The organism is Acinetobacter sp. CIP 101934 (genome assembly GCF_000369585.1).
GTDB lineage: Bacteria > Pseudomonadota > Gammaproteobacteria > Pseudomonadales > Moraxellaceae > Acinetobacter > Acinetobacter schindleri.
Genome location: NZ_KB850094.1, coordinates 2,480,167 through 2,492,754, shown reverse-complemented (window position 1 = coordinate 2,492,754; position 12,588 = coordinate 2,480,167). Strand labels below are relative to the sequence as shown.

Sequence of the window (12,588 nt, the reverse complement as noted above, 5' to 3'; positions counted from 1 at the left end):
TGTTGGTTAGGTGTTTATAAAATAAATGAAACCCTAAAAGCTTAGGGTTTCATAGCTGAATATTGCAATCACAGTATTCAATTAATCTTTAAAGTGTACCGGTATCCACTGATAGCTTTGACCATCTTTTGAATAGATATGCCCAATGCCTGGGAAAGGTAAATGCGGTGCAGCAATCAACTGACCCGCTTTGGCATATTCAGCAAAATGTTTAAGACGTATTTCGACTGCTGCCTTAGGGTCTATATCAAAATCTACCGCTGTTTTTGGCGCATCAAACTGCAAGGTATGTGAATGCAAGATATCGCCAATAAATACCACTTCTTGAGCGTCGGTTTTCAGTTTAAAGCTGTAATGCCCTGGGGTATGACCGAAAGATGGCTTAAATTGAATATCACCCAAAGCGAAAGCTTTATCTGAAAAGACTTTAATTTTTTTGGCTTTTTCATAGGGTGCAAGTGCGGCTTTAATTTTCTCAACTGTGCCTAAAAATTTCTCTTGGTTTTCTTTGGGTAGTTTTTTGATGGTGTTTGGACTGAGCCAGTAGTCATATTCGGTTTTGGAAATATGTAGTGTGGCATTTGGATAATTTGCTACACCGTTATTTGAGATGCCGCAGACATGGTCAGGGTGTAAATGGGTCAGGAAGATGCTATTCACTTGCTCAGGCTGATACCCTGAAGCTTTCAAGTTGTTATAGATTGAACCCAAATGTGCGCCAAAGCAGCTTGCAGCTCCACTGTCGACCATGAGTAGCTGGTTGCCTGTATTGATTAAAAAAGCATTGACTGAGGTTTGTATGCCTTTGTCGTTGATGGCAGCGTATTTTTTAAGAATGCCCGTTTTTTCGCTGTCACTTAAGCCTTTAAATAGCGCAGGGTTTAAGTAGTTTGTGCCATCGAGCAGGGCGGTGATTTGAGTGTTGCCGATTTGGTGATGGTAGTAGCCAGCCACTTGTTTTTGCGTTGGAATAGCGGTTTCAGCCGCTTGAATGGGGAGGGTTGTGGTGCTTAGAATGAATGCAAGGAATAGGGGGTTAAATGTTTTCATAGGGTTCTTATAGCTTTTAAAGAGATAAATCATTTTTAGCATGTTGAGAAATATTTTTCATTGGGTTTTAATTTTAGTAATTCATTCTAATTAAAAAAGAGTTAATCAAAGTTCATGCATAGCTATATTTCAGAGCCTAATAAACATATCGAAGACTACCTGGACTATTATTTCGATGGAAACAAGAATTTTGAATATGCTGTGTTATTGAACGGAGCGTGGGGAAGTGGAAAAACATGGTTTGTAAAACAATACCTAGGGAAAAAAGAAGATCAAGGTAAAAAAATTTGCTATGTAAGTTTAAATGGTATTTCAAAAACTTCTTTGATTGATGAAGCTATTTTTAAAAGTATTCATCCAATTCTTGGTAGTAAAGGTGCAAAATTAGCAGGTCAAATTTTAAAAGGGACATTGAAAGCAACAATTAAAGTTGATTTAGATGATGATAGTAAATCAGATGGAAGTATCGCAGGTGGTATTCCCAAAATTGAGTTACCAGATTATCTAAAAATTAATGATAACTTCATATTGGTTTTTGACGATTTAGAGCGATGTGAATTAAAGAAAGAAGAAGTCTTAGGCTACATTAATTACTTTGTAGAACAAGACAAAATTAAAATCCTTATAGTATCGAATGAAGAAGAAATTAAAGATAATGAGGAATACATTAGGAAAAAAGAAAAACTAATAGGAGCAACTTTTAGCTACATCGAAGACCAAAATATGGCAATTCAGAGTATTCTAGGTGAAATTTCAGATGAAAATTTACAAGATCTTCTTAATTCAGAATTTGAACTAATTAGACAAACATTCAATCAGGTGGGCTATAAGAATTTAAGATCATTTAAGCAGGCTATTTTTGACTTTGAAAGGTTTTATAAAAAAGACTATTTTGACTTAAAAGGTTCTTTTGACTCGGAAATTTTTAAAAAAGTTTTAAAGGCTTTTTTAATTCTTTCATTAGAAAATAAAAAAGGGATTTTTGAAAAACAAATATTAGAATTCAAAAAAGATGAAAAAATAGAGGAAGAAAAAAAGATAGATACTACATCTAAGATATTAAAATCATTTCGTGGTATTACAAGCCTTGATTCTGAAAAATTTATGAATAAATATAATTGTTCACTAAATGATTTTATATTTTCACCAAAACTTTGGAATGAGATTTTAAATCTAAATATTTTAGATGGAAAAAATATAAACAGTGAGTTATATGAGACTCATTTTAGGCTTAAAGAAGAACAGCCTACATGGTTTAAGTTAATGGATTTTTGGGATTTACCTGAATTAGAATTTGAACGATTAATTAAACAGGCTAAATCCGAAATTGAAAGTAATGGTTTACAGCATACCTCTGATGTATTGCATACAATAAGTATGCTAATTTATTTAAAGAAAAATAATTTAATTTTTTTCTCTGTAGAAGATCTACTACCTATTGCTAAAAAACATTGGAAAAGTCTATTTAGTATTAATGAAAGAATGAGAGAGATAAAGGATTTTAGTTTCACTGAACATTCTGGCTCTTATGGCTTTTATGCTAAAGGTATATTGGAATTTGATAAATTTATTAAAGAAGTGATGGCTTCATATGAAGAGAAATATAGTGAGCAAGATATTGAAAGAGTAAAAAATTTATTAGATCTAATGGATACAGATGGTTGGTTATTTGCTCAACGTATTAGCCTTACCAATAGCGAAGAAAATTATTATTACGATTATCCAATTTTAAAAGAAATTGATCCAATAGTCTTTGCAAAAAAACTTTGTGATACAAATAGTAATCATTCTAATAGTATTCTTCATGGACTTTGGAATCGATATTCAATTAAAGGTTCATTTGATATGTATGCTAAAGAAAATAAGTGGTTTGCTAATGTAGAAAATAGTATTAAATCAGATATTTTACCTTCAGCACATAAGATATTAAAAGCAAAAATCAATTTAAGAATTTTGCCTAAAATTTCAGAAATTAAAAAAGAGTCTAATAAATAATAAAAATAAGGCCATTAAGACACTTTATCACCCGGTTTAGAACCAGATTCAGGTGAAATTACCCAAACACCGTCGCCATTATCCGCAGCGAGTACCATACTGTTTGAAATACCAAAACGCATCTTATGTGGTCCAAGGTTATCAACTATTAACATTAACTTAACATTGAATAGTTGAAATTTATAACAGACTAATATTTAAAGTATTTTGAGGCAACATGGATGTCGCCGTTCACTTATGGTACAGGGACGTATCATTAAGTGAACAAAAGATTTTTGTTACTTTTGATCTTTCAAAAGTAAAGCAATTCCTACGCAAAGAAAATATTTTTTATAAATTTAGAATGCGGCAATGATGCAATATGACCTCTCCCTAACCCTCTCCTTTAAAAAAGGAGAGGGAACTTACAGGCATAAAAAAGCCCCTACAACGTAGAGGCTTTTTTACAACTAAAAATTATTTTTTACATTCTGGCTGTGAACGATCAATCACCTGCGTACCTTCAACACGGTAACCGATCTGCCCTACAATAAATGCTTGATTCAGTTGAGTAATAACAACATCAGATAAAGCCACAGCACAACGATCTTTCTCAATTGCACGATCTACCGCTGTTTTGAAGTTAGGAATACCTAATGGGAATAAAACTACCGGAACCTTATCTTCACCTGTGACACGTTGACCTTTCACAAATTGGTTTGAGTTCAAGTTATAGTTCTTTGTAGAAGCTACGGTCATATCTGCCATACGAACTGAACAGCCTGTAAATGCAATTGTTGACATCGCTAGAACTGAAACTAGTAATTTTTTCATGTTTACCCCGAATAGTTATAAAAAATAAAAAGCGCTTTGATTTTATCGATATATTTTTTTAAAACAAGGAAATAAATTATATAAATGGTATAGAAAAGCCCCTACATTAGTAGAGGCTTCTTATTTAAGATCTAAATCTTAAGACACTTTATCACCCGGCTTCGCACCAGATTCAGGTGAAATCACCCAAACACCTTCGCCATTACCCGCAGCTAACACCATACCGTTAGAAATACCAAAACGCATCTTACGTGGTGCAAGGTTGGCCACCATCACCACCAATTTGCCTTTTAAATCTTCAGGCTGATAGAACTCACGGATACCGCTAAACACGTTACGTGGCTCAGCTTCGCCGACATTTAGAGTCAATTGAAGCAGCTTATCAGAACCTTCAACCGTTGCAGCGTCTAATACTTCCGCTACACGAAGGTCAACTTTCATAAAATCATCAATATTAATGATTTCCGCTTCACCGACTTTAGGCTCAGCTTTCTTCTCTTTGGCTTTCTCTTTTTTCTTTTCAGCTTTTGGTGCTTCGGCAGGTGCAGCTAAAGAATCTTTAGATGCATCCACCATAGCAGCCACAGCTTTTGGATCAACACGTTGCATTAACGGTTGGAACAATGCAATTTCGTGCGCTACTAATACTTGCTTACGAGATTCAAAGTTAAAGCTGTCTAATTGTAAGAACGCTTGAACTTGTTCAGCCAATGTTGGCAATACAGGCGCAAGGTAAACCGCCAATTGACGGAACAGGTTAATACCCACAGAACACACGTCATGAACTTGTTGTTCTTCGCCTTCAATTTTCGCTAAAGCCCAAGGCTTTTTCTCATCAATATATTGGTTGGCTTTGTCAGCTAACGCCATAATTTCACGAATCGCAGTCGAGAATTCACGTGCTTCATAAGCGGCAGCGATTGAATCACCTGCATCAATAAAGCTTTGCACCAATTCAGGCTCTGCGCATGTTGCAGAAAGTTTGTTGTCAAACTTCGTATTGATGAATTTCGCACAACGACTTGCGATGTTCACCACTTTGCCAACTAAATCTGAATTCACTTTTTGAACGAAATCATCAAGGTTTAAGTCAGAATCTTCAACTTTATCAGAAAGTTTAGACGCGAAGTAGTAACGTAAATATTCAGGGTTTAAATGCTCTAAATAGGTTTCAGCTTTAATGAATGTGCCACGAGATTTAGACATTTTCTGACCGTTTACAGTCAAGAAGCCATTAACAAATAAGCTTGTAGGCGTGCGGTAGTTTGCACCTTCAAGCATTGCAGGCCAGAACAACGCATGGAAATACACGATGTCTTTACCAATGAAGTGATACACCTCATTTTGAGAATCTTTTTTCCAGTAATCATCAAAGCTGAGGTCAGGACGTTTGGCTTTGATGTAATTTTCAAAGCTCGACATATAGCCGATCGGTGCATCCACCCAAACGTAGAAATATTTGTTTGGTGCATCCGGAATTTCAAAACCGAAGTAAGGCGCATCACGGGAAATATCCCAGTCCGACAAACCTGCTTCAAACCATTCATCCAGCTTGTTGGCAATCGACACAGGCAGACGGCCTTGGTCACGGGTCCACTTTTGCAGGTATTCACCAAAATTAGGCAGCTTGAAGAAGTAGTGATCTGAAGACTTCTCGACAGGCGTCGCACCGCTTAGTGTCGATTTTGGGTTGAGCAATTCAGTTGCGTTGTAGGTTGTGCCACACACTTCGCATGAATCGCCGTATTGATCTTCCGCTTTACATTTTGGGCATGTGCCTTTAATGAAACGATCCGACAAGAACATGCCTTTTTCAGGGTCAAACAATTGAGTCACAGGACGAACTGCAATGTTGCCTGCTTCACGGTTCTTGATATAAATCTCAGAAGCACGAGCTTGGTTTTCTGCACTGTTGGTTGAGTCGTAGTGGTCAAAGTCCACTTTAAAGCCGGAAAAGTCACGCTCATGTTCTTTTTGTACATTGGCAATTTGCTGTTCAGGGGTAATGCCATTGGCTTCAGCACGCAGCATGATCGCCGTACCATGCGCATCATCCGCACATACATAAGTCACGTTATGACCCATTGCACGCATCGCACGTACCCAAATATCAGCTTGGATATAACCGAGTAGGTGACCCATATGGATCGGGCCATTGGCGTATGGAAGGGCGTTAGTGACTAAGATATTACGCACGGATCTGACTCTCTCATTCGTATTTTATGCAATGGGCGGTAATTTTACATGAGATAGACATGACTTGCATAAGGCTTTTGGTGAATTCTTTTTCAATAACAAAGTTGACCTTGATGAAATGCTACTTTATGGCAGGATTATCAGGGATAATAGCCTATCCGCCATTTGCTTGAGTGCTTGACCATGTATGACGATTACGATGATTTTGAAGATGATCAACCAGTCAGACGGATTAAATCGAATATCAAACAACAGACTTTAGGCAAACGTATCCTTGAAGATGCGCAAAGCTATTTAGATCAGATCTCACAAGGTGAACATACATTTTTAATCAATATCTTACGTGAACTGGCACAGCAGGATGAGTATTTTAATGTATGGGCAGATCAGCTTGATCAACCTGTTGGTTCAAAAGTGGCCAATGATGCCTTAAACCTGATGCATTTTTGGCAACAGATTCATGCCTATGAAGATGTTAAAGCCTTTAACCTACTCGATGTCATCAATAGTGAAGATTTCCAAAAAGACGTACTGACTGCTTTTGATGCGATGCAAATAGATGAAGCCCATAAAGCCTTACGCCGTCCCGTGATTGTTGAAGCCTTTAAAATGTATAAATTGGGCTGTTATGCAGGTTGTGTACCTTTGCTCTATGCACAGCTTGAAGGTTTACTCACCGACGTCTTAATCCAACAAGGTTTATTAAAGCAAAACGGCACTAAATTTGTTGATGTCTACAAAATTGTACCAGGTTTGAAAGGCAACGAGATTAAGAGCCTGTGGCATAAATCTAAAATCGCTGCAGAACTGAATCCATACTTTGCAGAGCTGGCTGCCTATAAGATGGATTCTAGTTCGAACGTCACTGCAACACGCCACAACATTTTGCATGGCACAGATGTGGCACATTTCACCCAAGCGCGCAGTTTTATCCTGTTCATCTGGTTGTTCTCGGTAGTAAGTTTTATGAGTACCGTGCGTGCTTAAGCTAAGGTCGCTTGCTATCTTTAGTTTTACTCATCCTGTAAATGTTTAATATAGATCGATCATAAGCATCCTTTAGCTTGAAAAATCAGGCTATAACAGCATTTGAATAGGTAAGCTAAAGGAAATGCAATGTCATGATGACAGTAAAATGCTAACCGATGGTGCAAGAAATAAAATAAATAGAATCTTCAAAGTACAGCGCACGATCTCATCCAGTTGGGGGTGATGAAAATTTGAAACCGTGAGCTTTGTGCTATCTGATGCAATGATCAGCAACAACATGTACAGGCTTTGTTGCAGTTTGCTTAATTCGCCCGATTCATTCTCTGCTTTATGCTAAATAATTGTCTGATGACTTATATGACTTACCTAAGGAGGGTACTCATGACTCAGAATAACCAGACAAGTACTTCTAAGCAGAACCAAGATAAACAGCAACATGCACGTGAAATGCATGATCAAATTGAGAAAGAGCAGAAGCAAAATGAGATAGACAAGCAGCACAAACAGGAACATCAGGAAGTACTAGAGGCTCAGAAGAACGGGTCGGATGATAAATCTGAAAAGCAGAGCGCTAATGACTCAAATAGTGAGCAGTCAGATAAAAAAAATGAAACGACCAAGATGGATGACTTAAAAGCCAAGGCGATTGCCATTGGTGAAGAGTTATTGCAGAAAGGCGAAAAGATTCTGAATGAGCTAAAAAATGGCAAGTCTGAAGCCAAGCAGAATGATGATGCAGATGATTCCAAACAGGCTGCGCATAAAGATGGAAAATCAGACCAGCAACATGGCAATGGTCAAGATCAGCAGGATCGTATGACTCATCTTAAAGATGAAGCCTTACATAAGTTTGATGATACCAAACAGAAGATTACTGAATTGGTGAATGAAGCTTCTGTCAAACTGGCTGAGCTGAAACAGATGGCCACCGATACGATGACTAAAATGAAAGAGAATTCATCTAAAGATCAAGACGCTAAAGATGACACCTCTAAGGAGAATACGTCTGATAAAAAAGAGGCTGCCAAAGATAAGGATTCAGAATCTGATGCAGACCAGTCTAAACAGGATCAAGGCAAAAACACCAAGGACCAGCAAGATAAGTCCGAACACAACAAAAATCATAAATAAGCTTTGATCGCACTGCCACTTCAACCATAACAGGGTTGAGGTGGCTGAATCTAATCAGACTCTTATTATAAAAATAATTATTCGCATACTAAAAACTACCTTATTTCTTATTCTCTTTCACTTTCCATTATTTCTATTCGCCACAAATTAATAAAACCAAGTAAAATGGTTGGAAATTGAAAATATCTCCCTCATCTTAATGGGCAGAATGCTTAACCTTAAGTGAAAAGCCCGTTAAACTAAGCTATTTAGATATCGATCTACATTTTTGGAGTAACCTATGTCGTGGCTTTCTTCGCTTAAATCGGTTTTTTCGCCTTCCAAGGAGGTGAACGAAGAAGCTGTGCAGAATGTACTGCAAAATTATATCTTGCCAAATTCTAACAATGCCTTGAAAGATCGGATTACTCAGGTCAATGTACAAGGTGAGATCTTACAGATCACGATTAATACCTATCCTGAAGAAAAAGAGCAGCTACAGCAGATTCATGATGAACTGGCTGACGCATTGGAAAAATGTGGCATCAAAGAACTCAATATGCATGTGATCCAGCAAAAAACGGGGCATAAAAAAGAGGGCGGGTGCGGGCATCATCATGCTGAAGGTGAAAGCTGCTCTAGCCAGCCGCAAACCACAGTAGCACCAAAATCGAATTTACCACCCGTGGTGGATGCATCTGCAAGCACTGATGCTGTAAAGCAGGCGAATGAAAATTATCAACCGCAACAAGAAGAGGCGCCTATTCAAAAAGCTGCCCCGCAACAGCGTGATGTGCCGAAGCATCCACGTATTCAAAATGTGATTCTAGTGTCTTCTGGTAAAGGTGGTGTGGGTAAATCAACCACAACAGTGAACTTGGCCTTGGCTTTACAAAAATTGGGTCTAAAAGTCGGTGTACTGGATGCGGATATTTATGGTCCAAGTATTCCAACAATGCTCGGTAATGCGGGTAAAACTCCAATGATTGAAGCTGAAAACTTTGTACCATTAGATGCCTATGGCTTGGCGGTGCTGTCAATTGGTCATTTAACCGGTGATCACAATACACCAGTGGCATGGCGTGGTCCAAAGGCAACGGGCGCATTGATGCAATTGTTTAATCAGACACTTTGGCCAGATCTGGATGTCCTGATGATTGATATGCCGCCAGGTACAGGGGATATCCAGTTGACTCTAGCGCAGCGTATCCCAGTCACTGGCGCAGTGATTGTGACAACGCCACAAAATGTGGCATTACTGGACGCTACCAAAGGAATTGAACTGTTTAACCGTGTACAGATTCCAGTCATGGGTGTGATTGAAAATATGTCGACTCATATCTGTTCAAATTGCGGCTATGAAGAACAGATTTTTGGTACTGGTGGTGGCGATAAATTGTCAGAACAGTACAATATTCCACTACTTGGCCGTCTGCCTTTAAATGCTGTAATCCGTGAAAATGCCGATGCCGGAACGCCGTCAGTGATTGCTGGAGATGAGGCTGCTGATAGCTATATGGCGATTGCCGAAAAGATTGCAGCCAAACTGCCAAAGGCTCAAAAAGATCAGTCCCGTATTTTTTAATAGAGATCATTGATTAAAACCTCAGTCCAGGCTGGGGTTTTTATTTTAAAGCTGACAGTAAAATGAAAGTATTTCCTAGCAAGTAGGCCCAATAAAAGCAAGAAAATAAATTAAGACAATAAGTAGAAATAAGCTGAGTGACTTTGAAAGATTTGAAGATGAAAAAATCAGAAATGTATTATTAGATGAATCATTTTAAAGATATAAAAATTTAATTTTTGAGTTAGTAGATCTCTTTCATAAATCAAAAAACGATCTTCTTTTTGGTTAATATTTGCACTTCGGATTTCTTGGCATTCGTGCATAATCTGCGGATGAAATACATCGATTCAAACAAGCTTTCTGATCCTCAGTTCAAGCGATACACAGGCATCTCATGGTCAACTTTCTATTTGATGGTTGAGCAATTGCAGAAGCATGTCTCTGCCAAAGGCAGACCGCCCAAGTTAAGCCTGGAGGATCAGGTTCTGCTCTGTCTGAGCTATTGGCGGGAATACCGAACCTTATTTCACGTTGCGACGAGTTACGGGGTTTCAGAGCCCACAGCCTCAAGAATTGTCCGTCATGTTGAAGACTGCCTGATTCGGTCCAATCTGTTTAATTTACCCAAAGATTTACCCGAGGGCGAAGGCATCGACTGGAATGTTGTGATCGTGGATGCCACGGAAATTCCAATCCAAAGGCCTAAAAAAACAGAAGAAAAGCTATAGCGGCAAGAAAAAGACCCATACCTTTAAAGTACAGGCCATGATTCACTACAAAACTCAGCAAATTCTGAGTTTATGTACCAGTCGCGGTGCAGTGCATGATTTCGAGTTGTTCAAACGTAATTTAAACCAGATTCCTTTTGGGGCTTTTATCCTTGCAGATAAAGGCTATCAGGGGATTTATGTGTTGTATCCGAATAGCCTGTTGCCATTAAAAGCCAAAAGACACTGTAAATTGGATCCTGAATTGAAAATCTATAATCAAGAAATCAATAAAAGAAGAATCGGAATTGAGCATGTATTTGGCAGCCTGAAAACCTTCAAAATCCTTGCTGAACGTTATCGAAATAGAGGTAAAAGGCTTGGTTTGAGATTCAATTTAATCGCTGGAATCTACAACTTGGAACTGAGCAAAAAATGATTTATGAAAGAGGTCTAGTGTTTTCAGTAGAATTTTCTCATGAATAAGTCGGAGTCAACTAAAATGACTCTATCGTATATCACTTAATTTTAGCATTATTTTTATATAAGTTTTTGAATTTAAATTATAATTTAAATCATTCCAAAAAATTATAATTCTTCTTACAAATAAGATTTTGCAGGTAAAAATATTCTGATCTATGCTGCAAGCATTACAGCGAGGTCAACCCATGATTTCTTGGTTATTTATTGGTTTAGTAGTCACAATTTTATTGACTCCAGGCCCAACCAATACCTTATTGGCATCTTCCGGGATCCATGCAGGTTTTAGGAAATCATTTTATCTTATTCCTGCTGAAGCGTTAGGCTATCTGCTTGCGATCAGTTTTTGGGGAATCCTGATTGGCAAGATTTCAACCCATCTGCCAGCTTTACCGAATATCCTGAAATTATTTAGCGCCTGTTATATTCTCTATTTGGCAATCAGATTATGGCGTACAGCAGAAGTTGCTGACAGTTTAAGTCAATTCACCATTCGTGCCAGAGAGTTATTTTTAGCAACTTTACTGAACCCTAAGGCCTTATTGTTTGCATCGGCAATTTTCCCCGTAATTGCATGGCAGAACAGTTATTACTATGTCGTACATATGCTGATGTTTATAGGACTATTAATTCCAATTGCAGTTTTATGGACATTCTTCGGTACTTTACTGGGTCGTAATAATAATCGCTGGCTCAACCAAAAAAATATGCAAAAGACCGCATCATTGGTACTGATGAGCTTTTCTGTACCGCTGAGTTATTCAGCGATTATGAGTCTGTAACTTCACTCAAAAAATCTTATTAAAATTTCAAAGTAGCATCAAGAAAGAACACTTATTTTCATTGAGGTGAATTTCAGTTAAAGTACGTCGCAATAACTGAATTTAAGATTTTTGGATTAGTACCAATGGCAATTAAGTCTGATCGCTGGATTCGCGAAATGAGCGAAAAGCATGGCATGATCGAACCCTATGCAGAGAACCAGGTTCGTTTTGATGAGAATGGTGAAAAACTCATTTCTTATGGTGTATCAAGCTATGGTTATGATGTTCGTTGTGCACGTGAATTCAAGGTATTTACCAATGTGCATTCTGCAATTGTAGATCCGAAACACTTCGATGAAAAAAGCTTTATCGACATCGAATCTGATGTATGTATCATCCCGCCTAACTCATTTGCGCTTGCACGTACTGTAGAATATTTCCGTATTCCACGTAATGTACTGACTGTTTGTCTAGGTAAATCTACCTATGCGCGTTGCGGTATTATTGTGAATGTGACTCCACTTGAACCAGAGTGGGAAGGTCATGTCACCCTTGAGTTCTCCAATACGACGAACCTTCCTGCACGTATCTATGCGGGTGAAGGGGTAGCACAGATGCTGTTCTTTGAATCTGATGAAGTTTGTGAAACTTCATACAAAGACCGCGGCGGTAAGTATCAGGGCCAGACTGGTGTGACTTTGCCAAAAGCATAATTAGTTTAAAGTATTGAATAAACGGGGCTTAAGGTCCCGTTTATTTTTTTGAGTTTTCATTCATCGGAAACTTGGCTATTCAGCACTTTGCTTTTTGCATCTGAATGGAAAATAAGCATAATGGATGCAGAAATCTAATTAAAAGATGCACGATGCATCATTCAAAAATAGAAATTGCAGCTGGGAAGCTGAAAGATAAAGAT

General features: G+C 38.0%; 11 protein-coding genes and 1 pseudogene. 8 read left to right on the top strand and 4 right to left on the bottom strand.

All coding sequences use genetic code 11. From position 1 onward, the window contains the following. Positions 1 to 81: 81 nt before the first annotated feature. Positions 82 to 1,050, bottom strand: a complete 969-nt coding sequence (locus F899_RS12185; RefSeq protein ID WP_034434095.1) for an MBL fold metallo-hydrolase — start codon at positions 1,048 to 1,050, stop codon at positions 82 to 84. 114 nt (positions 1,051 to 1,164) lie between these two features. Between F899_RS12185 and F899_RS12180 the strand changes: the two genes are divergently transcribed. Then, on the top strand, positions 1,165 to 3,045 hold the full coding sequence (locus F899_RS12180; RefSeq protein WP_005223045.1) for a P-loop NTPase fold protein: 1,881 nt from the start codon (positions 1,165 to 1,167) through the stop codon (positions 3,043 to 3,045). Between the two features lie 14 nt (positions 3,046 to 3,059). On the opposite strand, the pseudogene F899_RS12175 reads toward F899_RS12180, so the two are convergent. From F899_RS12175 to metG, 3 genes and pseudogenes are all read right to left on the bottom strand, one after another. Beyond that, positions 3,060 to 3,206 (bottom strand): annotated as a pseudogene (locus F899_RS12175) (hypothetical protein); the annotation flags it as partial. 295 nt (positions 3,207 to 3,501) lie between these two features. Continuing rightward, positions 3,502 to 3,858, bottom strand: coding sequence for a hypothetical protein (locus F899_RS12170; protein WP_004814739.1), 357 nt, complete (start codon positions 3,856 to 3,858; stop codon positions 3,502 to 3,504). A gap of 138 nt (positions 3,859 to 3,996) precedes the next feature. Further along, the gene (gene metG, locus F899_RS12165; RefSeq protein WP_005223043.1) at positions 3,997 to 6,054 is read right to left on the bottom strand and encodes a methionine--tRNA ligase; all 2,058 of its coding nucleotides are present in this window, start codon (positions 6,052 to 6,054) and stop codon (positions 3,997 to 3,999) included. Positions 6,055 to 6,237: 183 nt separating this feature from the next. Here metG and F899_RS12160 point away from each other — a divergent pair, with 183 nt between their 5' ends. The 7 genes from F899_RS12160 to dcd all read left to right on the top strand — a co-directional run bounded on the left by F899_RS12160 (position 6,238) and on the right by dcd (position 12,385). Beyond that, complete coding sequence (locus F899_RS12160) at positions 6,238 to 7,041, top strand: hypothetical protein (protein WP_005223042.1); 804 nt, start codon at positions 6,238 to 6,240, stop codon at positions 7,039 to 7,041. A 384-nt stretch (positions 7,042 to 7,425) separates the two neighbouring features. Further along, entirely contained in the window at positions 7,426 to 8,175 is a 750-nt protein-coding gene (locus F899_RS12155) for a hypothetical protein (protein WP_005223041.1), read from the top strand. Positions 8,176 to 8,455: 280 nt separating this feature from the next. Further along, positions 8,456 to 9,739, top strand: a complete 1,284-nt coding sequence (gene apbC / locus F899_RS12150) for an iron-sulfur cluster carrier protein ApbC (RefSeq protein WP_005223039.1) — start codon at positions 8,456 to 8,458, stop codon at positions 9,737 to 9,739. A 314-nt stretch (positions 9,740 to 10,053) separates the two neighbouring features. After that, a complete protein-coding gene (locus F899_RS15440; RefSeq protein WP_008306679.1) occupies positions 10,054 to 10,449 on the top strand; it encodes a transposase family protein in 396 nt (131 codons plus the stop codon). Further along, positions 10,397 to 10,867, top strand: a complete 471-nt coding sequence (locus F899_RS12145; RefSeq protein ID WP_004809604.1) for an IS5/IS1182 family transposase — start codon at positions 10,397 to 10,399, stop codon at positions 10,865 to 10,867. Before F899_RS15440 ends, F899_RS12145 begins: the two co-directional genes overlap by 53 nt. A gap of 229 nt (positions 10,868 to 11,096) precedes the next feature. Beyond that, positions 11,097 to 11,690 (top strand): LysE family translocator, encoded by a 594-nt coding sequence (locus F899_RS12140; protein ID WP_004814751.1) that lies wholly within the window; start codon positions 11,097 to 11,099, stop codon positions 11,688 to 11,690. A 125-nt stretch (positions 11,691 to 11,815) separates the two neighbouring features. Then, entirely contained in the window at positions 11,816 to 12,385 is a 570-nt protein-coding gene (gene dcd / locus F899_RS12135; protein ID WP_004814752.1) for a dCTP deaminase, read from the top strand. Positions 12,386 to 12,588 lie beyond the last annotated feature (203 nt).